Origin of the sequence: Weissella soli (assembly GCF_001761545.1) — a bacterium.
Classification (GTDB): domain Bacteria; phylum Bacillota; class Bacilli; order Lactobacillales; family Lactobacillaceae; genus Weissella; species Weissella soli.
In genome coordinates this window covers 296,049-321,598 of the sequence record NZ_CP017326.1, presented here as the reverse complement: position 1 = coordinate 321,598, position 25,550 = coordinate 296,049, and the positions used below count along the sequence as shown (strand labels likewise).

The following is a 25,550-nucleotide window of genomic DNA, read 5'->3' as shown; positions in this document are numbered from 1 at the left end:
CCCTATTTGTAACCCAAACTATGCACCCGATGCCTGAATTTCGCAGGCATCGGGTGCTTTTTTTACCAAAAAACCACCTATTCATGCGAACAGATGGTTCAAGATTTTTGACACGAACCACTTTGTGGATCATGTTTCTTTTTTAATGCCGTTACTTGCGCCCAAACAACCAACCAAAAAAGCCACGTTTCTTGGTAGGGGCAGCCACTGTTTCTTCAGGTTGTTCAGCCGCCGTCATAACTGCAGGCGCATCTGAGTTCACACTGATGGTGTCAATAATAGAAGTGACAAATGCTTCTTTATCAGCCACTTGCTTAATCAGAGCTTCATCATGGGCCACCTTGGATGCGCGGCGCATTTCAGCTTGCCGTGCATAATCCTCGATCATGTCTTCCGTCAAAATTGGAATCGTCATCGTCTTGGTCGTGACCCCAAGTTCAACTTTAACATCGATCTTCTCACCCGATAAGGGATTTAAAGCAGTGACCTTCAAATCCTTTGGTTGCAAGGCGATTGGTAAGGGAAGTTTAAACTCTAAGTGTTCATCAATGGGGACTTGAATTGGATGGGGGTCTTCAGGAACTTGCACTTCCACAAACAACCCGGATTGGTTCACGGAACCCTCTAAACTGCGTGTATTACCATGTGTTGAAATAATAGCCGTCACAATTGGCTTGGGCGCCTTTAGCTCCACTTCAGTCTTCGTCCAAGAATCCAAATCATCCGGTAAAACAGCCACCACTGTGGCGGTTCCAATCGAATCCTTTTTGCTAACGGCCACGACGAAATTACCCGTGACATCAACACCCGGTTGAATTTCGGTGCCACTTGGCAATGTGACAGTGACGATGGCTTTAGGATTACCGACCGTTCCTAGTAAACTTGTGCCTAAACTATTTGATAATGCGGTAGCGACTAATGGTAATTGCATAAACACTCCACCCTTCTATGGGTTATTATTTTTATTGATCTGTGAATCTTCACTCAATCTCTATCATACCGCAACCTGATGGATTTTGCATAAAACAAAAAGTAGATGACCCGCATTTTAACGCAGACACCTACTTTTTTGTAATTTCTTAATTTTTAAGCTCTAATTCATCTAAAGTTACTTAGCACGCACAATTAATGTGTCAACTTTAGCTGTCCGAGTAACATACTCAGTAACTGATCCAATCAACAAACGCTCAATGGCGTTCAAACCGGTGGCACCGATCATAATCAAATCGATATTCAACTTTTCAGGTGCTTGATGGGCAATGATGTCCTTTGGAGAACCATATTCGATCGTGTAGTCAACTTTTTCAAGGCCAGCTGCATGTGCTTGTTCTAGGTAGGCATCCAGTGTTTTCTTGGCAGTTTCAGCAACTTGCTCAACCATGGTTGTCTTGAAATCAGCCACATTTTGGAATGCGCGGGTGTCAATGACATGCAAGATATGCAAATGTGCTTGGTCGTTGCGCTTTGCAACTTCAATCGCCTTTGCCAAGGCAGCTTCAGCTTCGACTGATCCATCAACAGGAATCAAAATGTTGTTGTAGTTCAATTCTGTCATAATAAGTTCCTCCTCTAAGTATGCATAACGTCATGTGACGCGTCTGAGGCCGGCACCATTATGTACGCATTGCCTCTTACAAATACTATTATAACAGAAATGTAAGCGAATTCATAAGTTTATTGAAAACAATTTCAATTTGTTACATTACCGGTTAAATCTGCAAGGAGGATGGTTACTGACATTATTTATGGAACAACTTACGGCTAAGCGCCATCGACAGTAATGTGCTCGATAAGGTGGCTAAGACGACGAAAATCGTCGTTGGCCAAGGCTGCTCACCATAGCGTACTAAACTGATGCCGGTCGCAATTCCCAGTATGACAAACCAAATGCCAAAGCCCATGGCGACTCCGTGAATCTGTTGGGCGGTGAGACCCATAAAACCGTTGCGCTTCACTAGTAAGGTCACGCCAATCCCGAGAATCAAGATCGTGAACAAGACGTAAACGAATGCAATCATCATTTTCTCCCCATTTGAGTTACTGGATCATCTGAAATAAAAAAACCCACACATCAGGGATGTGCGGGCGGCGAACACTTGATTGGCGCCGTTAGTTGATTCGTCAGAGTTGTCTCCGGATGGTTAAAAGTGGGCACTAAGTCGGCGTTTGCAGCTACCGAATGTACAGGGCATGCCACGCCAGCGTTCCGCTATTCCCGATCGACAAAGATTGTAAAGAAACTACTGAATAATGAATCACGCGTACGTCCAAGGAATTCGTTGTATCTTTATTATAAACACCTAAAGATACAAAAACAATCAAGTATATTCAACCTAATTTGTCAACTAACCAAACTAGTGCAAACCCTTTTGTTGGGCATCTCGCAATTTTTGATATTGATCCGCATAGGCTTGCTCAACCTTTGAGTTACCCTTCGGCTGCCAATATTGGGTCCCTTGCAGCTTGTCTGGCAGATACTGTTGCGGTATCCAATCACCTGGATAGGCATGTGGATAGACATATTCAACCCCATGGCCCAATTTCTCAGCACCTTTATAATGGGCATCCTTCATCGTATCTGGCACATCCCCATGGCCACCACGACGCACGTCTGCTAGCGCTGCATCAATCGCTGTATAAGCAGAATTTGACTTGGGCGACAGCGCTAATTCAATCACGGCATTCGCAATGGGAATACGGGCCTCAGGGAAGCCTAATTGTTCAGCGGCCTGAATTGCCGTCACTGCACGGGCCACTGCCGCTGGATTAGCGAGCCCAATATCTTCGTAGGCAATGACGCGCAGGCGCCGGGCAATAATCTGCAAATCGCCTGCCTCGATCAATCGGGCGACATAATATAAGGCCGCGTCGGCGTCACTACCGCGAATCGACTTTTGTAACGCAGAAATAACATCATAATGACCATCACCGTCTTTATCCGCCGTCAGAGCCTTCCTCTGGACCGTTTCTTCAATGATTGGTAAAGTTATGCGAACCACACCCTCAGCGTCCGGAGCGGTCGATTTAACGGCCAATTCAAGACCATTCAGGGCAGAACGCAGATCCCCGTTCGTCGCATAGACCAAGTGATTCTCGGCATCAGCAGCCAACACCGCATGATAGTCACCTAAGCCACGTTCTGCATCTTCCATGGCTCGACGAATCGCCACGCGAATGTCTTCTTCTGATAAAGGTTTCACTTCAAAAATTTGCGCTCGTGAGCGAATAGCCGGGTTAATTGAGAGATACGGATTTTCCGTTGTCGCGCCAATTAACACAATCCGCCCACTTTCCATGTGTGGGAGCAAAAAATCTTGTTTGGTTTTGTCGAGCCGATGAATTTCGTCAAGTAGTAGGACAACCGTACCAGACATTTTAGCCTCTTCGGCCACGATCTGTAAGTCTTTTTTGCTATCTGTCGCCGCATTTAGGATGCGAAAAGCATACTTGGTCGAACCAGCGATTGCACTGGCAATACTCGTTTTCCCGGTGCCTGGTGGTCCGTATAGAATCATCGACGATAACATCTTGGCCTGGACCATGCGATTAATAATTTTGCCTTCGCCCACCAAATGCTCTTGACCCACAACTTCCTCGAGATTGCGGGGTCGCATCCGATAAGCTAGTGGTTGTAATGCCATATCCATTCGCCTCTTATCTGAATAACTTTTTAAACCAAGGAACTTTTTGTGCCGTTGTTTCCTCCACCGGTGCAGAATCAGCGTTGCTTGCCATATTGGCAATATTAATTGCATCAATGTTCACTGCTTCATCTGCGGCTAAAACTAGGCCCAAACGGTCTGGTGCAACAAGGTAAAAATCATCATTTTTCATGGAAAATGCGACATTTGTTGCCTTAGCTAACTGCATAAATGGTACCAACTCATCCATTGGCAGATTACCATTCATAATTAATGTGGCCTCTGGATGTGCCAGTAACACTTCCCGCCAAATTGGGTGATAAGCTTCATTGGGCATATCTTTAATATATTCAGCAGCATAGACACGTTCACGGAAGGTGCCAAGGTAGCGCCGCTGTTCATCTGGGTTTATTTTAGGTGTACCATACATGGCTGATTGCACATGCGGGTCCATATTTTCAAGATCCATCGTGTTATCCACCTTTCTTAGTTATATCAATTATAACCTAATTTACGACAAAAAAGAGGATGTGTGATCAGCACATCCTCTATTTAAAAGCAATTATTCGGTGTATTTTACCACCAACCGTTTGACAAACGGAATTGAACCGCTGCATCGATTGAACCGTAACGTGATACCGCGTAGTTAACTAAACCAGCAGTTTGCGTGGCAACGTCCCCATAGCCCCATGATTGCTTGGTTTGACCAAGACCATGATAACCACTTGCAGAAACCGCGTTAGGATCACCACCAGATTCTGGCAACACAATGTACGTCCACAATGAATCTGTACCACCAGCGGCGATAAATTGTGAGTAAACTGAACCAGAAGTTGACGACGTTGAAGTCGTCGTGGTTGCCGTTGAACTTGCAGTTGTTGTCGTTGCTGCTGATGATGCGGCAGCGGCTGAACTAGCGGCAGCTGATGACTTAGCAGCGGCGGATGACGCTGCCGCAGCTGATGAGGCCGCCGTTGAGGCAGCAGCTTCTGAACTAGCGGCAATTGAAGCAGCAGCTGATGAGGCGGCTTGTGAAGCCGCTGTTGAGGCAGCTTCGTCAGCAGTTTGAGCGACTGATGCAGCCACTGAAGTAGCTGTGTCAGTTTCGCTATCAGCGATCGTTAACTTTTGATCAGTGAAGATCAAGTCAGCATTGCTGATGTTATTTGTCTTCACTAAGTCTTCAACGGTTGTGTTGAACTTAGCAGCCAAATTGCTCAAAGTATCATTTGGATGAACCGTATATGTAGTAGCGGCGTTCACAACTTGTTGTCCGCCGGCCAAAACTGCAGTTAAACCTGCAACTGTTAGTGCTGTTTCTTTTACTTTACTATTCATAGGTATTTAACTCTCCTGTAGGAAGATTACATTCGGCCCCCGAGAAAGTTCGAGGGCGACTCGATTGGCAAAACTCAGCCAAATCAACATACATAATTGTAACAACTCACAACAGTTGAATTTTACACCTTAGTAACATAATCACTTCTTTTATCAAGACACACCCGGTTTTGTTGATACATTTTTGTAATGTTACGCATGTAACACGCTCAAAACCCTATAAAAAACGGCTATTTAATAAATTGCTTTACCAGTTAATTAATTGAACTTTTGTAATGTTAGGCTACGATAAACCGCTAACTAAGGCCGATATTTAGGGTTTCATCGTAAAATGTTACTTTCGCGTCACATTGAAAAGTTACATTTTAGAACTTACGTAACCAAACTTCACTGATAAAGTGGTTCACCGACTTGTGCAAGACGATATCCGCCCGTTCACGCGTTGGCAAAATATACTCATTTAGATTGACTAAATTAACATCACGCCAGACACGGCGGGCAATTTCTTCCGCCTTTTCACGTGGGATTTGCGTCCATGACCAAAAGAAATTAGTTGGATCCTGCTCCGCCAACGTACGATCCAATAGGGCGTTAAAGCGTTGCAAGTACCAATGCTCAATTAAATCTGTCTCCGCATCAACGTAAATTGATAAATCGAAGAAATCTGAAACATACACCTTCGAATTCGAAGGGGCCTGTAACACATTGATGCCCTCCACGATGAAAATTTCGGGCCGGTTAAACTCATCGTACTCGCCAGCCAAAACATCTGAGATCTCATGTGAGTATTTAGGTGACCGCACGATTGGTTTGCCGGCCTTCACATCATCCAAGAAATCGATCAAAGCACGCATATCGTATGATTCTGGAAAACCCTTCCGATTAAACAATCCCTGCGCCCGCAACTCCGCATTGGACAACAAAAAACCATCTGTCGTTGTTAACGCGACTGCCGCATCGCCAAATTCTGCTTGTAACATATATTGCAATAAACGCGCGGTCGTTGATTTACCCACGGCGACCGAGCCAGCTATGCCAATCACAAACGGCGTGGCATGTTGGGCTTGCCCCAAAAAAAGCCGTTGCTCGCTGAGTTTGCGCGCATACTGCGCCACGTTTAATTTGATGTAATCAACCAACGGCGCGTAAACAGCCGTGACGTCAGCCATGGAAATCTCATCATTAAATGATTTAATATTCGCCAACACACGGGGCGTCACTTGCTCAAGGTCGCGATCACTAACCGGGGTCGTCAACTGTTCCCAGGCATCCCGTGTAAATCGTTCATAGCTGATAGGTACTTCAGTGGTCATCTTAAAACCTCAATTTTCTCTACATATTACAACAAGTATAACCTGTTCCATCTATTATATGAAAATTCCAGGAAAACCGCACCAACTTTGAGAAAAATTTCACTAAACAAAAAAGCAGCAAAAAACATGCTGCTTAAGGGATTACTTTTCTTCAATATATAGTGACTTATCAACATCAAGTAACGGCGTAATATTACCAACTCCGTAAATTGATAGTTGATGCATCGCCCGTGATGCAATCGTGTACACTAACTGACGTTCATTATCACCATGATACGTTTCCTCAGAAGCATCCCACATGATCACCGCGTCAAACTCCAAGCCCTTCGCTAGGTAAGCAGGGACAACAATTGTACCTGGTACCAAACGCTGATTCTCCGTGCGGATAATCGTCACCTGAGCTGCCTCACGTAATTGCGCGTAGGCTTCCTCAGCTTGCGCCAAAGTCTTGGTAATGATCGCAGTCGTCTCTTTGGCTGCATCGTTGCGTGCCAGTTGTGTCAAGGTCGCTTGCACTAGCTCAGCTTGATCTGCGACGACCCGCATCGTTGGTTTTTCACCGACCCGATCAAACGCATCAATTTGTGCCCCATTAATGAGGACCGCCTTTGAGAAGTCGGTAATTTGTTGGGTTGAGCGATAGGTTTGTGTTAATTGAATATACTCAGATAGTTCTGGATCAAACAATGCCGCTAATTCTTTTTGCAAAGAAACTGCATTTTCCTTGGTAAAGATCGCTTGATTTAAGTCCCCTAACATCGTGAAACGCGCCTTAGGAAAGCTATATTTCAAGAATGCCAATTGGAATGGGGTGTAGTCTTGAATTTCATCGATGAAAACAAATCGAATATCACGTTCACCATGACTCCCCTTGATCAAATCATAAAGCAACATGAACGGTGTCATATCAACCAATGACAACTCACCATGACGCATTGCATTGACGGTTGCCGTTACAGATATTTGCCACTGTTCAGCTGAAATATGGTGGGCCGATAAATCGACCAACTGCGGTACGGACTTGAGGAAATGCACAAATTGCGCATTAATATTAATGAAACGGTTGCGGTTAACACCCTTTGCAATTGGTGCCATCGCTTGTTGCACAATCAACCGTGCCAATGTATTAAACTCTTGTTCATCCGAAGCAAATTCACGTGGGTTGTCACCTAGCAAAGTATCATACTCTTCTTTAGACAAAGATTGCACGGTATCTTCAACCCATTGTTCCCTCATTTCAGACCCGACACGACTTTGGAGCATCCGCATCAAACGTTCTTTCGTGGCCTGGAGACGGTTCCCTAACTTGTAGTTTTCGTTAAATGAATAGTAGATATCCGTGATCTTATCAACAGGGATAATCTCTTTCCCTTGGAACTTGATGGGACGGACCTTGATATTCTTTTGGTTCAATGACGCTGCGTAACGTTGCATCGCCTTAAAGTAGACACTGGTACCTTTGAAATCAACAACGGCTTGTTCAGCATCCGTTAAATTCTCTTCAAAACGCTCTTGTAAGGTTTCTAGCTTCAATTTTGGTAAGCGCCGACTGGCATACTGATAGTATGTCATCTGCACCATGTTTTGTTCACCTAATTCAGGTAAAACTTGATCAATATAATCATTAAACAACTGGTTTGGTGAAAACATAACTACCTGCCCAGAAGTCAAGTGGCCCCGGTAACGGTAAAGCAAGTAGGCCACCCGCTGCAAAACAGCCGACGTCTTACCTGATCCGGCGGCACCTTGAACGAAGAGTAATTCAGCCTTCGTGTTACGGATAATCTTATTTTGCTCTTTTTGGATCGTTGTCACAATTGACTTCATCTTGGTTGTTGATTCACCTGAAACGGCATTCAACAACATTTGATCACCAACCGCTTCATCGGTATCAAAAATCGTGACGACCTTACCCTCTTCAATTTGAAATTGGCGTTTTAGTAACACTTGTGCCTCTTGTTGGCCATCAGGTGTTTCATATTGCACATGACCTAACCCAGCATCATAATAGATTGAAGAAATCGGGGCCCGCCAATCATAGACCAAAAAATTGTCTGGTGAATCTGAAAATGAAGCCAAACCGATATAAATCGGTTCAGCGACCGCCGCACCCTTTTCTTGCACATCGATCCGCGCGAAGTATGGCCGCTCCTTCAAACGATCCAAGATCACCGCCTGATGTTCAGCTGAATTAGTGGCCAATTCCCGTTCTTGCAACATTTGTTGTTGTTGACGAACCGACATCGCCGTTTCAAAAAGGCTAGAATAAGTCGATGACTTAAAGCGGACGTCATCCCAACCCTTGTGCACCTCTGCCTGGGCTTTTTCAGCCCGCTTTAATTTTGCATCATTTAGGACCTTCGCATCTTGAATCTTCGCGAGGACATCATCCAAACGTGCTTGTTCTGAATCAAACGGTTCACTCATCCGAGGGGGACCTCCTTAAAAAATAGTTATTCTATGATAGCATAAAAGCTTAAACAATACTAGTTCAGTACGTTGATGCCCTGCATGATATAAAATTGATACAAAAACCGATTGTCTAGCGACAACCGGTTAGCATGAATTAATTGAATTTATTCCGTGACTTCTGTTTGAAATTGATGCCGTAAAGTCGCAACCGTACCTGGCTCAATTTGATCTAGCACGTCGCCCAAAATGCGCGTGGCTGATTCATAATCATAGGATTGCTCGTAATAGTACTTTGCTTCGTTAACTGCCTGCTGTACTTCCTGGTTATCCTGGAACATAAACGCCTTGCGCACTAACCGGACCGTCAAATCCGCATCTTCTAATACGCGATTAGTTCGTTCTTCCAAATTATCCAAATCTGCGCTCACGATGCTCAACTGTCGCTGAGCGTCATCAATATTAATCCGGGTGGCATCCAATTGTTGCATTAAGCGACCTAATTCTTCATTAACAGAATTATAGAAATCAACGTAAGCCGTTGGAATCCCTGGCAGATTTTGCCGCTCAACCCGGCGTTGAATCAACCGCATCTTTTCATCATGTTGGGTCACACGCGTACGGGCCACCTTGACAATCGCTGGCAATTTTTGCAAATTGTCCCACATGGTGACTTGATCATGTTCAACGGCGGTTAACAGATCTTGATCTTGGTTCAAGCCGTTTTCAACAGTTGAATAAATCAGTTCTTGTGTCTCGATCTCGCGTGTCACATCATTCAGATGTTCTGTCACATTGTGAATCTGTTTAGTCCACGTTTGGACTTGATCAAATTCGTTTTTGTTAAATACAAAATCTTGATTCATGCGATCAAGTTCAATCTTTAAATCATGGTTTTGTCGTGAAACATGGTGCTTGAATTCTAACAATTCACTTAATTGCTTAGCCACTCGTTGTTGGGCCTTGGCCTCTTTCTCCAAAGTTGCATACAGATATTCAATCGATTCATGCAAGCCCTTCAATTGATCATTAACCTTTTTCAAAGTCAATGCTTGGAGCAAATCCAAACCAATTTTACGTTGCTTCTGCAAATCAGCTAAAGCTGGTTCAACGAAGTCTTCCTCAAAACGGAAGCCTTTGGCAGCCATCGCTGTGTAAACTTCACTAATTTCTGCCAATTGCGCCGGAATCTTTTCGTTCAAATCTTCATATAACGCTGGGATTTGGGCAATGCGCTCTTCTAATTGATTGGTTTCCATGGCCAATGTCTCATGAATATCAGCCGCAGCCGCGTGGTCCCCTTCTTCCGTCATACGGGCAAATTCCGAAAAATCCTCTTCCAAGGCGCCTAAAATTTCTTCTAACTTATCTAACGCTGGGCCAAATTTAAAACTTTGTGACAGCAAAATCTTGCGCAATTCTTTGTACTTAGCTTCCAAGTCCAAGACCGCTTGCTTGTGCTCGCGATCCAACTGCTCTAAGTCATTCATCCCTTGTTGCACAATGTCGATGTCTTTTGAGGCATCCGCTTCCATTTGACGAAGGACTTTCATTGATTGGGTACTCTTCACAAAATTAACGCCCTGTGAATCAAACAAAACCTGGTCGGCTTGTTTCTTAATTGCTTCGAAGCCAGTCATTTCAAGCTTTGTATACTTTGCCTCTAAGGCTTCGAATTGTTTGAGCGACTTACCTGTCAAACTCATTTTTCGACCATCGACTAACCGATCACGCACTGGAATATTTTTCAATTGTTCCAGACGAATGATTAGTTTTGCCACTTGCCGAGCGATAATTTGTTGGGCCAAAAAGATAATCATGTAGGCTACTGCCCCCACAATAATCAAACCAATGACTACATGTCCGATATTTGCCATACTCTTTTACTGAACATGTCGTCACATGCTCAAACTCCTTAATTTCGCGAATTAACTAAGATTAATGTATCACTTGCACCAGGCAAACGTACTGGAAGTTTCCGACCTTTATCGTTTATTGAAAGTCTTTTAATGATACTTAAACAATTCTGTGATTTACTAAGCAAAGTAACCGTCTCTTAAGAAGTCTTTTGAGGGGTTCGTCCAAAGAAAAAAGCTATCAATTCTGACGAATTGATAGCTTTATTTCATAAATGCTACAAAGCCTGTTTGGCTAAATCCATATTAATGGAATTATCCCAACTTGTTGTAGTATTCAACGATTAGCGCTTCGTTGAAGTCACCATCGATTTCTTCACGTTCTGGCAAACGTACCAATGAACCCTTCAAGGCATCCTTGTCGAATTCAACGTATTGTACGTGACCAACTTGTGCTTCTACAGACGCCAAGATGTAAGCATTCTTTGCTGACTTCTCGCGAACTGATACTTCTTGACCAACCTTCACTTCGTATGAAGGAATATCTACACGCTTACCATCAACCAAGATGTGACCGTGGTTAACCAATTGGCGAGCTTGGGCACGCGTTGAAGCCAATCCCAAACGGTAAACAACGTTATCCAAACGACGCTCCAACAAGATCAAGAAGTTAGTTCCGTGAGTTCCCTTACGAACTTGACCAGCCTTGTTGAATAAGTTGTGGAATTGACGCTCAGTCATACCATAAGTGAAACGAACCTTTTGCTTTTCGCGCAATTGTACACCATAGTCTGACAACTTTGAACGACGGCCTGAACCGTGATCACCAGGGGCGTAGTTACGCTTAGCGATTTCTTTACCAGTACCTGACAAAGAAACACCAAGACGACGTGAGATACGGTACTTAGGACCTGTATAACGTGACATGAATCATGTCCTCCAGAATATTTTTTTTGCTGAATTCTAGAGAACTGTCTCATATTCGTGCAATTGACCCAACCTTTCACTGCTGCAGCGCAGGTACTGGGGAGGCAAAGCCATATTTGAAACTTTGACGGTCAATTGTTGACGAGCTTACGGACAGTCCGCTGCAGTTTTCAACACTTTGAATAGTATACCAATATATACCGGTTAATACAAGGATTAATACCCACTGAATTAGAACTCACCCCAGTACTTATGCAGACTCTGCTGACCAATTCCGGGATTAAAACTATTGGTAGGATCATTCTTCTTATAATGAGCCACCAACGATGGTGCTGCCAAATACATGTGACCGACATTATGCTCAGCCGGATAAATAGCGTGCCGTTGATCCAAAATCTTCAACATCGCTTGCTTAACCTCATGGGCATCAACCCCGGGCTTCAAGATGTAGTCTTGGTGCATCACATGATCCAAGAAATGACCATAATAAAGTTTAAAGTCAATCTTATCTTCAATTTCCTTTGGCAAGTGTTCAAACCAATCAAATTCATTGCTAGCAAACGCGATATCCAAAGGCAAGATATCAATTGAATCTTGCTTAATTTCTTGATAACGAATGGCCACACCTGCGGTCACATAACGGTGTAACGATGCTTTCTTCTCTTCGTTGGCATCAGCTTCAAAATACTCACCACTCGCTGTGGCAAAGTATTTCTCTAGATAAGCACGTGCTTCCTCGATGCCATCCCCGGCCATCTTCAATTGCAAGTAGTGATCATACTTTTCATAGTACTCTTCCAAACGTGGTGGCAACTGATTAGGGAACAAGTGTCCCAAAGCTTGCAACATCCGATCCGGGAAGTAAGGCTTGAAGAACGGGATATGACTCAAGAACCGTTCACCCCAGGCTTTAAGGGCAAACATCCTTGGCAAGAGGGCCGTACCTAATTTATCAATCACAATCAGTGAATCCTTACCGTACTTCTTTGCCATACGATAAGCTTCTTTATGCATGTATTCACCTGATACCGGTAAATTCTTGAATGTCTTCATGATGTCCCGACGCATGGTTTCAAGGACGCCTGGATCATTGGTACCGATGTAAAACACCTTTGAACGCTCATCCTTAGGGAACGTGTCAAGCCGTACGGCAAACGCGGCAACGTGCCCTGATGACCCTGAGACCTCGTATAGCTGCTTTGGATTGGCATTGTAGCGAACCGGCTTTTCAGAATCAACATCGCGCACAACCTTTTCATGATCTGGAATTGAACCATGATGTTGTGGCTTTGGTACGGCATCGACGTCAAACCGACGCTCCTGCAAATTAGTGATCATTTCTTCAGGCGTCTCACCCAAATCGATTTCCAAGTGATTAACTAACTTTAATTCATTATTTTCATCAATCATGGCATACAAGGCTAGCTCAGTATAGGCTGGCCCACGTTGAATCAATGCACCACCAGAATTATTATTGATACCACCGATGACTGACGCTCCTAAAGTGGATGAACCGATCACTGAATGAGGCTCACGGTCAATCTTGGCTAGGGTATTTTCCAGAGTGAACAAAGTCGTCCCGGGGAAAGCCAAGGCTTGCTCCCCATGGTTGAGTAACTGCAAATCCTGAATGCGCCGGCCACTCACCACGACTGCCGGCCGATCGTAACCTGGTGTGGGTACAGATCCCTCCGTCAAACTCGTATTGGAAGCTTGCATAATGATGATGATGTCATGCTTATGTAGCACTTCAAGCACATGCCACATTTCCATTAAATTACCTGGAAAGACAACAGCCAATGCATCCCCTTGCCCTGAACGATAGCCCTTACGAAAACGCAATGATTTTGCAGCATCAGTAATAATATGATGCTGACCAACGATTGCCGTTAACTCAGAAACTGTTTGATCTGTATTTACCATAATTTTAGCCCCCTTGATAACACTGAAAACTTTGTGCGAAATGTTTCCATCCAACGTACATGTTACCCCTTATTTCATGATACAACAAGTAATCAATGCCAATTTATTTGACAATTTCATGAAAAGAATGTATATAGCATTAACTATGTCACCTACCTGCCCATGGTGCTCAACAAAAAAGGCCATCACTGATGGATGGCCTTCCTGTTTATTTAATGCGCAAGATAAAATTCAAAACGCGAGCCGACGTATTGTGTCCGTACATATTCAAAGGGCACTGCCTGACTATCAAACGTGACCTGACGCATGACCAAAACGGGATCTGTCCGTTGAATGGCAAGCAAATCGGCCACGCGTTCAGTAGCCGCTGCCGCGGTCAACACTTGTTCTGCCCGGCCGATGGTCAACCCTTTTTTGGTGGTTAACGTATTGTAAAGTGAGTCGGTCAACTCTTCACGCGACAGCCCCTCAACCAAAGTGGCCGGAATCGACGCAATTTCAAAGGCAATTGGTTCGTCATCGCCATAACGCACACGCTCCATCCTTAATACCTGGGCATCGGGTGTCAATTGCAATTGGTCCACCTCACTTTTGGAAGCCTGACCAATATGGTAAGCAATGACTTTTGAGGAGGCGGTGCGCCCAGTAGCGTGCATGGCTGCTGTAAACGAACCAACCCCATCCAACCGTTCTTGAACACGTGTCGCCGTGACAAAAGTGCCAGCACCCACCCGGCGTTCCAAGATACCTTCATCAACTAACATTAAAACGGCCTGGCGCAAGGTCATCCGTGACACATTGAATTGTTCCGCTAATTCACGTTCAGAGGGGATTTTATCGCCCGCGCCCCAACGGCCGGCTTCAATGGCTTCACGCATCTCATCATGAATCGTGATGTAAATTGGTGCTGTCATAAATACTCCTTACTTTGTCTTCACATCCGCCTTTGAAAAATGGCGACCGAGACTGTATGTGGCTTCTAATCTTGTAAAATCAGCTGAAAAAACATTCAAATCAGCATCTTTGCCAATAGTTAAAGTACCCTTAGTCGTCAAGCCAAATTCTTCGGCTTGATTACCCGAGGCCATTTGAATAGCTTCTGGGACACTTGCACCAGTAAAGGCCATGATGTTACGGAAGGCGTCATCAAATTCCAAGACGGAACCAGCTAATGTACCATCAACCAAGCGAGCTTGCTTGTCTTTGACATAGACTGTTTGACCACCCAGTTCAGATACACCGTCACCGAGCCCCTTCGCCCGCATTGAATCCGTAATCAAATCAATGCGCTGCGCCGTTTTTAACTGGTAGGCTAAGTTAACCATATCTGGATACACATGAAAACCATCAACAATCAACTCAGTGCGAATGTTCTTTTCAAGCATCGCGTGCCCGGTAACACCTGGTTCACGATGTGACATTGGTCGTTGTGCGTTGTACAAGTGAGTAATGTGAGCGGCCTTTGATTCCTTTTGCAAAAATTCACGCGTCGCATTGGAGTGACCCACTGAACCAATAATGTCATGGGCGAGTAGGTAGTCTTCAAACGCACGCAACGCCTCGGCTTGCTCTGGCGCATAGGTAATCAACCGCACGCGATTACCAGATAATTCATTCCATTCCTTCACCAAATCATAGTTCGGTGCAATAATGTATTCTTCAGGCTGGGCACCCTTATAGTGTGGGTTAATAAAAGGGCCTTCCAAATGGACACCAACAATCGCTGGTTCAACTTGGGCGGCTTCATTGACAGCCCGCATCGAATTAGCAATTTTTTCGACTGATTGCGTCATGGTCGTCGGAAAGACTGCGGTAATGCCTTCAGTAATTTGACCATGCACCATGTTGATAATGTCATCCTTCACACCATCCATCGTGTCATACCCATAAGCACCATGCGCATGAACATCGATAAAACCAGGGACAATCACTTGCCGATCAGCGCGGATGACCTGATCCGCTGCTGTCAGCACCAAGGTTTCCATTGGGCCGATGGCTTGAATTTGTTTATCAAAGCGAATATAAGCATCCTTAATTACTGGTTGCTCATGCTCACCGGTATAAATCGTTGCATGTGTCAAAACCTTAGTCATTTTTGCACTCCTTTTATATACCAATTTGTATACCATTTTACCACAATTCAGTGGGACAACGACAAAAACCAGCATTGTGGTCGCCTAAATAATAACACCCCCGAAAACCTTCGAGGGTGCCATGACTATTCTTGAACTAAATCAGCGTAGGCTGCCGGATTCAACACCACGTCAATCTCACCGAGATACTCAGTTGGCTCATCCCGAACGATATTACGCTTGAACTTATACAAGCCATCGGATTCATCCGCTGCCTGAATGCCACCAATATCATAACGCCGCTTACCTGTTGCTAATGCCCATTCCACCATGGCTACCCGGGTGGCATAGAGGGCATTCGTCTTATCATGATCGACTGATCCAGCATACATATCCCAAACCTTGTCCCCCATATCAAAGCCGATCGTCGTAGCCAAGGTTTCATCTGCTAACTTAGCCCGATAGATACGCATGATATCTGTATCCTTGTACGTTTCAATCATGCGTGCAAAATAGTCCTTGGGCCGGTGGGAAATTTCATGTCGCTGTGACATCGTCACATATGTGGCATAGAAATCATCCAAGAAGTCATCCGTTAACCCATAATCAACCACAACCCCTTCACGACTTGGCTTACGCAACTTATTTTTTGTCTTAGAAGGCACCATATCAAACAGTGTCTCGGCCTCAGGATGCTTGGTTAGATCAATCACCATGTTCAGTCGTGGTTGAATCGTAGCATGCATCCCCAAATGGGCCAGGTTACGCCCCCGCACCTTATAGCCGGCATCTAAAATCGACTGCACCAGGGCTTCATCATATCGCCATTCCGGATCAAGCCGAAGCAAGTAGACGTTTTTTTCAATGAGCGTTGCTTTCACTTCTGCTACTAATGCGTTCAGCATCGCGACATCACCATAAGGCACCACTGGTCCCTTTGAAGCGTAGGCAAATTTATACCCGCTTGGTGTGTCTGAAATCAAAATTGACAGCGCGCCCGCGATTGCGCCCTGCTCATTTTCAACATAAGCATAGAGCGGTTCCCAATTGTTTTTAACATGCGCCCAGCCGGTATCTTGGGTGATTTGGGCGTTTGGTGATTGACGAATAAATTCAGTATAACGGGACACCGCAGTAGCGTCATTTTGATTTACGATTGGCATAAGTAACTCTCTTTCTATTTTCACAGGGTCTATAGCTATAAACATAAATGACCCGACCAAAAGAAACCTTAAAGTCGCGTCATGTTAATTCACGATATGCGTGATATATGTCTCACCGACAAAGCCTTGAATCGCATTGCGAATACGTTTAGCGCGTGAAGCTTTATCTGTGAGGGCAAAAACTGAGGGCCCCGTGCCAGACATCTGCGCATTATCGGCGCCAAACTCAATCATTTTATTTTTAATTTTGAGGATTTCCGGGAACCGGGCCGCCGTAATTGGCTCCAACACATTAAACATATATTTGAGCATCGCCTGGTAGTCGCCTGCTTCAACCGCTGCGATCATTTTGACTTCATCCCCGTGTTGCAAATCATCATAATCAATTGACCGCAGAATTTTAGGCGTTGATACGGATACGGCTGGCTTAGCTAGAACCACCCAAATGGCCGGTAACTTCTTAGTTAAGGGGCGGACAATTTCACCACGGCCAGTCACGCGGGCTGGTCGCGAATACACGCAAAAAGGGACATCAGCATCAATTTTCAAGCCGATTGCTGCTAATTGGGTCTCCGTGAGTTGCAACCCCCAAATGCGGTTTAACCCCCGTAACACCGCTGCCGCATCGGCCGAACCACCACCTAGACCGGCAGCAATCGGGATGCGCTTATCGATATGGATTTCAACACCCTCGTTAACCCCGGCCTTTTCACGCATGAACATCGCGGCTTGGTAAGCTAAATTTTTTTCATTTAGGGGGAGTAAGCCCGAGGTCGAATCAACAATGATCTCATGATGCTCGGTGACCGTCCGGATCATCACCGTATCTGCCAAATCAATCGCAACCATCACCATATCCCATTCTTGCTCACCATCGGCATGAATGAACGGCGTATCTAAACTGATATTCAATTTGGCATACGCTCGTTCAAGCACTTCCATTGTCGAATCCCCCAAGTGTTTTTCTACATTATAGCAAGCTCCCGACTAATTAACAAAAACATTCAGAGGAATGCCAACTTCATTCACATCTGATAGGGTGCTAACAGATAATCCCTGACCGCTGGCGTTATGCGCGTATGGTGTGCTTGAACGAAGCGCTGGACATCAGCATAAGTCGCCAACGTATATTTTGGTTGCGCGACCACCTCGGCCGCTAAGTACGCCTGCATTAACTTGACATCGTTTAAAGAAATGGTCGTCATTCCCCAAGGAGCCGCCAAGAGCAATTCTTCCCATTTGCCTTCAATCAGGGCAATTGCGCGCCGATAATCATGCCCTTTATCAATAATCGTTTGCAAAACTTCCGGTGAAGTGACCTTCATTTTTCTACCTCCATGTAAAGCACCCGGCCAATTGGTTGACTAACGGATAGGACCTGCTGTGCCGGTAGCACCCAGGTGACATTTTTAAAATGGTGCGTATCCACTAACTCTTCCCCCACACCATCAGTTAAAATGACGACTTGCGTGTGTTGCCACTGAAAATGTGCTGTTTTGAGTTCATCAAATAAAGCCTGGTAGGTTGTCCCACCACCCTGATGGCGCTTGGTGAGATCCGCCAAGGGATAAACGGCGCTATCAAAAGCATAAAGCACGACTTGGCCCTGAATTTGTCGTTTAAGCGCGCGTGCTTCATTGACAAAACGCACCGCCAAGGTCGCATTGATTGAGGCAGATTGATCCACAAACACGACGACTTGCACTTGTTGATTAAGCACCTGTCCTGGCAAATCAATCCGGTATGGCTGCCGGCGGTTGAATCGAGCCCGGGTAGCGTGATATTCAGCTGCTTGGTGAATGCGTTGCTGCGTGAGGATGCGTCGCCAATTCAATGTCTGGGTTCCGTGCGCCTCGATTGCTTGGGTGCCAGAGCCTGGTAAGCGGCCCCGCCCCGCAATGTGGGCATCTGTCTGCGCTTGATTGATCAGATTTTCCAAGGCTGCGCCCGCTTCAGTGGCCGACTGTTGGCTAGTTGCCCAGCCGGCATGCATGGCTTGGTCGTTGGTTGTCCCCCCTGATGTTTGTAAATCATCTAAAAAAGGCAATAACAACTCATAGTACTGTTGTGAATCAGCAAAGGTTGGCAACTGAATATGAAAGCGTTGAGCAAATTTTGCTGGTAAAACTTTCCCAGCAAAATCAGCTTTAACATACTGATTGACAGCCAAATCCGTTGCTAAATTAACCACCCGTCGTAAATTATCAGTGGGGATGTGCCCATAACGGATGGGATGTTGCCACACTAGATGCAAGACCTGGTGTGTCAAGATACCCAATATGTTTTCAGCGGTGGGGTAGGTCACAACAAACAGAGCGGGATTAATCACCAGTTGCCATTGATGCGTCGCGTACCGCACGTCAACCGCATTCTCGGCCTGGTCATCATAGACGCGGGTCAGTCGTAATAAAATTTCACCGTAAAACCGACTGTCATCTAATAATTGGCGTGCAGCTTGTTGAATTTGCCGTTCAATTTCATTAGTCAGCATCCAGCGCCACCTCGCTAATCAATTGATAAAGTTCTTCTGTTGAATGACTTTTTGCATTATACAATTCATTTAATAACTCACGCGATATTGCCTTAACAACGACATAACGACTATCTGGCGCCGCTGCCTCCAAGAGCTGCTTAAATCGGGTTGCATTTGATGCATCAGTTAACGTTACCTCCAGTAACGCCTGCTTCAACAACGCGATTTTGGTGACCTCAGAGAGGTCATTAAATTGCGTCCCTTTAAAATCAGGGGAAAATAGTTCCGCCATGGACAAAGTCGTCCCCTGTTCCCGCCAATACTGCACAAATAGTTGCGCATGTAAGGTACCTAAATCGCCCGCAACGATATCAAAAATCAACTGGTCTGCCATTTTTGGCGCTAATTTCTCTAACTCGTATAAATTATCCGATACCCGCTGCCAAGCACGCGGCGTCGGGTTTAAATCTGCTCCACGTTCGCGGGGGAATAAAGTATCAGGGGTGGTTGCAATATAGGCAGTGACGAGTGGGTGAATGACCGGCCGACCGGCTACTACGGTTTTTGCCCACTGCAACCAATCCGCGACATCGACGCGCATCACTAACCGCGTCGTGCGATCCTTAATCGCCGCATCCCCAGCCATGACCGCATAATTACTTTCCTCAAACCCGGGCATATCACTATCTGGATTTTCTGCCAAGATAATTTGCACCTCAGCTGGTAATTGCAGTGAATTAATTTGCCGTTGCAAAACTAAATTCATTAATTCAGACTGGACCGCTTGGCTACCCCGATTAAACTCATCCAGAAACCATAAGATCGGTTGACCAGGATGGGCTTCGGCTTGCGCGATAATTTCAATTAAGGTATGTGTATAACCGTATTTAACATCCGCTAGCTCACCATAACGGCTCGTCATCACAAATGCGTTAGCCGTAAACGGAGGAATGGGCATCACCAGATCCCCCTTCTCAGACAATGACACGACCGTGGTAAACAGCTTGGCCTGCATTTGGCTGGCAACGGCCACGACCAGCGCGGACTTGCCGATGCCGGCTTCACCAACGATATTAGGTACATTACCACCTTGCAATACCAACGGCACCGCCACTAATAATTGTTGATATGATAGACTCATAATTTCACCACCCACTACAGCTTTTGCTCCTAAGTTTACACCACTTATCAGACAGGCATCACAAAAAAAGCAGCCATCACGGCTGCTGCTTAGTTTCATGCTGTTCAATTTCTTTGGCCACCTCACTCGGGCTAATTGGTGAGGTGCCAATATTCATCAGGACGGCTGCAGCGACCCCTAAAAAGGTATCAAATACCCGTTCTACCGCGTAGAAATAGGACTCACCCGCTGGTACAGTTAACGAAATCATCAAAAACGCCGCGGTTGAACCAATAATCCCGCTATTATTGTTGATACCGTCATTTAAAATGATGAGCGCCATTAACAAGAGTGGGACTCCAATCACCTGAACCAACTCGGCATTATGGGTATAGTTTCGAATCCAGATGTAACCCACCGCAAAAGCACCACCCAAAAAATTAGCTAATACGCGGGACTTACCAAAGTGTAAGGTCGTTTCAAAGTCCGAACGTAACGCAAATACGGCGGCTAAACTGGCAATCATCGGGTTACCACGATGCACTAATGCAAAGCCCGCTGTCACTAATAACACGGCGAGGCCGGTTTTTAAAGTGCGCAGCCCAAACCGAAAATGTAATGAGCCAATCTCCATGAGGAATTCCCCCTTTTTTTATACGTAACGCTTGGTGCGTCGCATAACTAGTAAAGCAATTCCTATAAAGATAACATATACCCCTGCAACCAACAACGCCATCGCACGAAACATGTTGATATAGCCATGGGCATCGATCATGAAACCACCAACGACCGGTCCGATTGCTCGGCCCATGCTGGGGGCGGCCGTGACTAACCCTTGATAACGCCCTTTGACCGCCGCTGGCGTCAATTCATTAACCAGCGCGGGTAACATTGGAAAGACCATAACCTCGGCAATCGTGGTAATCACCATCGCCAAGACAAAGCCTGCAAAATCTTTGGCAAATGAAATAGAAAAGAATGCGCCGACAAATAAGGCCATCCCAATGATCAACTCTAACCACATTGCCCGCGTATTCGTTGAGAGATTCAATGCATTGATAATTAACTGGAAAATCACGACTAAGCCACCGTTGATCGTCCACAACATTGAATACTGCCAGAGCGGTAACTTTAAAACTGATTCCATATAGACGGAAATCGACCCATTCCATTGGAAATAGGCAATCCAAATACCAATCAAAGCGACAATGACCACCCCGATCATAATGGCATTAGCTCGGGGTAATGTCATCTTACTACTGCTATGCTCAGTAACATGGCGTTCAAGTGGCACATCAAAGTTAAGATAAACAATAATGAATAAGATGGTATACATCAATAACGCCACCACAAATAACCACTGCACCCCAAAACTATAGATGGGGCCAACTAAAGAGGTCGCAAAGACCATGCCAAAATTAGCTGTGAAATACAACATGTTGTAAACAAAGCGACCGTCATAATGATGAACACTCGTTCCGTAAGCATTGATGATGCCACCCATCCAACCGGCCATTAAGCCATAAAACGCCAAGAAGATGGCATATGATGGCCAACCATGATAGAAAAACAACCCTAATTGGATCAGAATCATCATGCCGACCCCAAATTTAATGATATTAATTGGCTTAAATTTATCAAACAAGGCACCACTGATGGCACTGCCTAGCGCTTGCCCAGCTGAATTTGCTAACAACACCCAACCAATGGTCACCATCGATTGATGGAGTTCACTGTGGAGATACACTGATGTCAGTGGCCACACGAAACCCATGCCGAAATTATTAATAAAACTCACTATCAAGAGCCATTTTAGTGATAGCCCCGCCGTATTCTTTGCCACAATTTTCCTCTCAATCTGTCAAACCTACCCCAGTATCATGGGCTAGCGCATAAAAATTAAAATGTGGAACTAACTGACACCAGTTAGTTCCACATCATGCTCTGCATCCTTAATTAACCAAATGGATTACTGTCATCGTGGGTGTAATCCACCGAAGAGAACTTATTGTATGATTTCACGAATAACACGTGTGCCGTGCCTCGTTCACCACGACGGTTCTTTTCTAGAATCACTTCCATGTCACCCACATCCGCCTCTTCATGCCGCGGATCCTGCAGACTCTCCGTATTGTCATTGTCACGTTGATAATAATCATCACGATACAAAAACGCGACAATGTCGGCGTCTTGCTCGATTGAGCCCGATTCCCGCAAATCAGACATCCGTGGTCGCTTATCATCACGCGATTCGACCCCACGTGAGAGTTGTGATAACGCAATAATCGGTACATCCAGTTCCATGGCCATGTTCTTAATTGCCCGCGAAATGGCTGACACTTGTTGTTGCCGTGACTCGTTGCCGGTACCTTCGATCAATTGCAAATAATCAATGATTACTAGGCCAAGTTTGCCTTCACGTTTCACCAAACGACGTAGCTTCGAACGAATCTCTGAAACCCGGATATTGGATGATGCATCCATGTAGATTTTTGTATTGCCTAACGAGCTCATCGCCACCGTTAAACTCGTCCACTCTTCATCGGTCAATTGCCCGGTTCGAATATGTTTTGAGTGGACATTGCCCTCAGCAGCCAGCATACGATCAACCAAGTCCACCGCAGACATTTCAAGTGAAAAATACGCCACGGGTAAGGTGGGGTTTTCCACCGCCACGTTCTTCAAAATATTCAAAGCAAAGGCCGTTTTACCCAAACCCGGACGAGCCGCTATGATAATCACCTGACCACCACCAAAGCCGGTGGTCATATTATCGAGCGCTGGATAACCAGACGCCAAACCAACCACCGTACCATCAGCCTTGGCATTTAGTTCAATCCGGTCGAATGCATCGGTGACCACGTCACCGATCCGTTCAAAGTCAGCATCATTGGCCCCGGTTTCAATCGCATCCAAACCTGATGATAACTCTGAAATCAAATCTTCCACCGACTTCATATCGGTATATGATTCCTCGGTTCCATTAGCCAACAAATCAATCAACCGCCGACGTAAAGCTTTTTGTTTAACAATATCCGCATAGACTGGGGCATTACGCGCAATCGGTACCGCAACGGCTAATTCAGCCAAATAGGCTTCACCACCAGCGTTTTCCAGCTGGTTCATGATATTTAACTGTTCAATTAAGGTCAGTACATCAATTGGTCGGAGATTTTCATCCAGGGTCAACATTGCACGATAGATCAGCCGGTGCCGTGTTTGGAAAAAGTCATCTGGTTCAACAATCGCATTAATTTCAGCTAACGTATCCGCTGGATCCGTGCTGATCAAGACTGAGCCTAGCGTCGCTTGTTCAGCCTGAATATCCTGTGGCGCCTGTTGTACCAAAGTGTTCACTTCATCCGCCATTATGGTTACCTCCCATTTCATTCAAGAATCCTATCTTACTATCATACCAATCAAACGTTCATTTGTGGATAGCAAAGGTTAAAATATATTCGTTCCCTTAATCACCACCGCTTGACGCAATCTCGGTCAATAAAAAAACAGATATCCGTTTGCCGAATATCTGTTTAACTAGAGGCATTTTAAGTTAGGCTTCTAAAGCTTGGGCCGCGGTGATGATGGCTACCTTGTAAACATCTTCTTCGTTGGCACCCCGTGACAAATCAGCCACTGGGGCTGCTAATCCTTGTAAGATTGGTCCGATCGCTTCAAAGCCACCCAAACGTTGCGCAATTTTGTAGCCAATGTTCCCTGATTGTAAATCAGGAAAGACAAAGACATTCGCGTGACCAGCCACGCTAGATTCAGGAGCCTTCGCCGCCGCCACCGTCTTACTGAAGGCCGCGTCAAACTGTAATTCACCATCAATGGCTAAAGTGGGCGCCGCTTGTTGGGCTAAAGCAGTGGCCTCGATCACTTTATTGGCCTGTGGTGCTTTAGCTGAACCCTTCGTTGAAAAGCTTAACATGGCAACTTGTGGTTCTAAACCAAATGTCTTCGCGGTGTGTGCTGATTGAATCGCGATTTCTGCTAGCGTTGCCGCATCCGGATCAATATTGATGGCCGCATCAGCAAAAATATAGCGTTCTTCTGCGCGTTGCATAATAAATGCACCTGAAATACGTGATGATCCTTGAGCGGTCTTAATGATCTGTAAGGCCGGCCGCACCGTATCACTCGTTGGGTGCACAGCACCGGAAACTAATCCATCAGCCAACCCAAGATAAACCATCATCGTACCAAAGTAGTTCACATCCCCTAACCACTTTTCTGCTGTCGCGGCATCCGTCTTACCATTTCGACGTTCAACTAATGCATTGACCATGCGATCGAACGCGTCCTGTGGATATTCGGTTAAGTCAATCACTTGGACACCTGACAAATCAAAGTGATTGGCGGCTGCAGTTGCCGCAATGGTCGCCTGGTCACCAAGCAAAATTGGCTTGACCAAGTCACTTGCTGCCAAACGAACCGCCGCTCCTTGGATCCGGGCATCTTCTCCTTCAGGGAATACCAAAACCTTACCTTGCCCCTTAATACGGGTGCTTAATTGTTCAAAGAGTTCCATGAGAAATACTCCATCTTCTTAAAATCAAATTTCATCTACCAACTATATTATCCCACAATCAGTAGGCACGTGCCTAACGATAAGGATATCATTTTAGTGAACTTCTTCACATAGAAATTATACCCAACCAGCCGGCACGCGTCTAGTCTGTTAATAAAATTTGGTTGAATTTGTTTTTACCGGTATACTTAAACTAAATACACGACGTGACGACTGACGGGATTGGAGGTACTTTGGATGACTACCGTTTATTTACAACAAACGTCACAGCAACAAGGTTTCGGTGTGAGCCGCATTACGGATCAAAACGGCAAACTGCTTTATCATATCATTGGGGACTTTGGGCGTCCCGGCGATCAATTACAATTAATTGCGCCCGGTGCTGAAAGCCATTGTAAAATCGTGCAAACTGCCGCCGGTTTTTTACCGCGCTTTGTTTTGAAATTAGATGCCCAAGAACTCGGGTCGTTCGGTCTCTCAACCCAATTTCGCGATTTATTAGTCATTAATCACTTAAATTGGCTGGTCATTGGTAACCCACAACGACGCCACTATTCGGTCAAAAACCTCACCCGTACGTTAGCCCGGGTCGTCCCCACAAATAACTTTCGTTTGCAAATCACCTATACTGATGAAAAATTTGGCCCTGCGATCATCTTGATCATCGCCTTTATCGACCGTTGGCAAACCATTCAAAGTCAGCAACGTTATCCAGCTTGGCAGCCTTTATTTAGCCAAAAGCTGGCTGTGCAAAATATTAAATATCACGCCTAGGATCTAA

23 protein-coding genes are annotated in these 25,550 nt (G+C 45.3%); 1 reads left to right on the top strand and 22 read right to left on the bottom strand.

Annotated features, from left to right (window positions below; all coding sequences use genetic code 11):
- Nucleotides 1–151: 151 nt before the first annotated feature.
- The 22 genes from WSWS_RS01530 to pta form a co-directional block, all read right to left on the bottom strand.
- The gene (locus tag WSWS_RS01530; protein ID WP_070229609.1) at nucleotides 152–931 is read right to left on the bottom strand and encodes a hypothetical protein; all 780 of its coding nucleotides are present in this window, start codon (nucleotides 929–931) and stop codon (nucleotides 152–154) included.
- Between the two features lie 177 nt (nucleotides 932–1,108).
- Nucleotides 1,109–1,555 carry a universal stress protein gene (locus WSWS_RS01525; RefSeq protein ID WP_070229608.1) on the bottom strand — a complete coding sequence of 149 codons (447 nt, stop codon included), beginning with the start codon at nucleotides 1,553–1,555 and terminating at the stop codon, nucleotides 1,109–1,111.
- 184 nt (nucleotides 1,556–1,739) lie between these two features.
- The gene (locus tag WSWS_RS01520) at nucleotides 1,740–2,018 is read right to left on the bottom strand and encodes a hypothetical protein (RefSeq protein WP_070230798.1); all 279 of its coding nucleotides are present in this window, start codon (nucleotides 2,016–2,018) and stop codon (nucleotides 1,740–1,742) included.
- A 336-nt stretch (nucleotides 2,019–2,354) separates the two neighbouring features.
- On the bottom strand, nucleotides 2,355–3,641 hold the full coding sequence (locus WSWS_RS01515) for a replication-associated recombination protein A (protein ID WP_070229607.1): 1,287 nt from the start codon (nucleotides 3,639–3,641) through the stop codon (nucleotides 2,355–2,357).
- A gap of 13 nt (nucleotides 3,642–3,654) precedes the next feature.
- On the bottom strand, nucleotides 3,655–4,110 hold the full coding sequence (locus WSWS_RS01510; RefSeq protein WP_070229606.1) for a YueI family protein: 456 nt from the start codon (nucleotides 4,108–4,110) through the stop codon (nucleotides 3,655–3,657).
- Nucleotides 4,111–4,217: 107 nt separating this feature from the next.
- The gene (locus WSWS_RS01505) at nucleotides 4,218–4,979 is read right to left on the bottom strand and encodes a LysM peptidoglycan-binding domain-containing protein (RefSeq protein WP_070229605.1); all 762 of its coding nucleotides are present in this window, start codon (nucleotides 4,977–4,979) and stop codon (nucleotides 4,218–4,220) included.
- A 365-nt stretch (nucleotides 4,980–5,344) separates the two neighbouring features.
- The gene (gene coaA, locus WSWS_RS01500; RefSeq protein ID WP_070229604.1) at nucleotides 5,345–6,292 is read right to left on the bottom strand and encodes a type I pantothenate kinase; all 948 of its coding nucleotides are present in this window, start codon (nucleotides 6,290–6,292) and stop codon (nucleotides 5,345–5,347) included.
- A gap of 141 nt (nucleotides 6,293–6,433) precedes the next feature.
- The gene (gene helD, locus WSWS_RS01495) at nucleotides 6,434–8,719 is read right to left on the bottom strand and encodes an RNA polymerase recycling motor HelD (RefSeq protein ID WP_070229603.1); all 2,286 of its coding nucleotides are present in this window, start codon (nucleotides 8,717–8,719) and stop codon (nucleotides 6,434–6,436) included.
- Between the two features lie 149 nt (nucleotides 8,720–8,868).
- The gene (locus WSWS_RS01490) at nucleotides 8,869–10,578 is read right to left on the bottom strand and encodes a septation ring formation regulator EzrA (protein WP_070229602.1); all 1,710 of its coding nucleotides are present in this window, start codon (nucleotides 10,576–10,578) and stop codon (nucleotides 8,869–8,871) included.
- Nucleotides 10,579–10,872: 294 nt separating this feature from the next.
- On the bottom strand, nucleotides 10,873–11,484 hold the full coding sequence (gene rpsD / locus WSWS_RS01485; RefSeq protein ID WP_070229601.1) for a 30S ribosomal protein S4: 612 nt from the start codon (nucleotides 11,482–11,484) through the stop codon (nucleotides 10,873–10,875).
- 231 nt (nucleotides 11,485–11,715) lie between these two features.
- Entirely contained in the window at nucleotides 11,716–13,407 is a 1,692-nt protein-coding gene (gene dld, locus WSWS_RS01480) for a D-lactate dehydrogenase (RefSeq protein WP_070229600.1), read from the bottom strand.
- Between the two features lie 212 nt (nucleotides 13,408–13,619).
- The gene (locus WSWS_RS01475; protein ID WP_070229599.1) at nucleotides 13,620–14,321 is read right to left on the bottom strand and encodes a GntR family transcriptional regulator; all 702 of its coding nucleotides are present in this window, start codon (nucleotides 14,319–14,321) and stop codon (nucleotides 13,620–13,622) included.
- A gap of 9 nt (nucleotides 14,322–14,330) precedes the next feature.
- Nucleotides 14,331–15,500, bottom strand: a complete 1,170-nt coding sequence (gene nagA / locus WSWS_RS01470) for an N-acetylglucosamine-6-phosphate deacetylase (protein WP_070229598.1) — start codon at nucleotides 15,498–15,500, stop codon at nucleotides 14,331–14,333.
- 125 nt (nucleotides 15,501–15,625) lie between these two features.
- Complete coding sequence (femX, locus tag WSWS_RS01465; protein WP_070229597.1) at nucleotides 15,626–16,642, bottom strand: UDP-N-acetylmuramoylpentapeptide-lysine N(6)-alanyltransferase; 1,017 nt, start codon at nucleotides 16,640–16,642, stop codon at nucleotides 15,626–15,628.
- Between the two features lie 84 nt (nucleotides 16,643–16,726).
- Nucleotides 16,727–17,584, bottom strand: a complete 858-nt coding sequence (ispE, locus tag WSWS_RS01460; protein WP_070229596.1) for a 4-(cytidine 5'-diphospho)-2-C-methyl-D-erythritol kinase — start codon at nucleotides 17,582–17,584, stop codon at nucleotides 16,727–16,729.
- Nucleotides 17,585–17,667: 83 nt separating this feature from the next.
- Complete coding sequence (locus tag WSWS_RS01455; protein WP_070229595.1) at nucleotides 17,668–17,967, bottom strand: hypothetical protein; 300 nt, start codon at nucleotides 17,965–17,967, stop codon at nucleotides 17,668–17,670.
- Nucleotides 17,964–19,133: a DUF2201 family putative metallopeptidase gene (locus WSWS_RS01450; RefSeq protein ID WP_070229594.1), complete on the bottom strand. Its 1,170-nt coding sequence runs from the start codon at nucleotides 19,131–19,133 to the stop codon at nucleotides 17,964–17,966. The genes WSWS_RS01455 and WSWS_RS01450 overlap by 4 nt, the downstream gene beginning before the upstream one ends.
- Nucleotides 19,123–20,256, bottom strand: coding sequence for a P-loop NTPase family protein (locus WSWS_RS01445; protein ID WP_070230797.1), 1,134 nt, complete (start codon nucleotides 20,254–20,256; stop codon nucleotides 19,123–19,125). The genes WSWS_RS01450 and WSWS_RS01445 overlap by 11 nt, the downstream gene beginning before the upstream one ends.
- Nucleotides 20,257–20,332: 76 nt before the next feature.
- The gene (locus tag WSWS_RS01440; RefSeq protein ID WP_070229593.1) at nucleotides 20,333–20,869 is read right to left on the bottom strand and encodes an FUSC family protein; all 537 of its coding nucleotides are present in this window, start codon (nucleotides 20,867–20,869) and stop codon (nucleotides 20,333–20,335) included.
- A gap of 18 nt (nucleotides 20,870–20,887) precedes the next feature.
- The gene (locus WSWS_RS01435) at nucleotides 20,888–22,078 is read right to left on the bottom strand and encodes an MFS transporter (RefSeq protein WP_070229592.1); all 1,191 of its coding nucleotides are present in this window, start codon (nucleotides 22,076–22,078) and stop codon (nucleotides 20,888–20,890) included.
- A gap of 113 nt (nucleotides 22,079–22,191) precedes the next feature.
- Complete coding sequence (gene dnaB, locus WSWS_RS01430; protein ID WP_070229591.1) at nucleotides 22,192–23,604, bottom strand: replicative DNA helicase; 1,413 nt, start codon at nucleotides 23,602–23,604, stop codon at nucleotides 22,192–22,194.
- 184 nt (nucleotides 23,605–23,788) lie between these two features.
- Nucleotides 23,789–24,769 (bottom strand): phosphate acetyltransferase, encoded by a 981-nt coding sequence (gene pta, locus WSWS_RS01425; RefSeq protein WP_070229590.1) that lies wholly within the window; start codon nucleotides 24,767–24,769, stop codon nucleotides 23,789–23,791.
- Between the two features lie 237 nt (nucleotides 24,770–25,006).
- Between pta and WSWS_RS01420 the strand changes: the two genes are divergently transcribed.
- The gene (locus WSWS_RS01420) at nucleotides 25,007–25,543 is read left to right on the top strand and encodes an LURP-one-related/scramblase family protein (protein ID WP_070229589.1); all 537 of its coding nucleotides are present in this window, start codon (nucleotides 25,007–25,009) and stop codon (nucleotides 25,541–25,543) included.
- Nucleotides 25,544–25,550 lie beyond the last annotated feature (7 nt).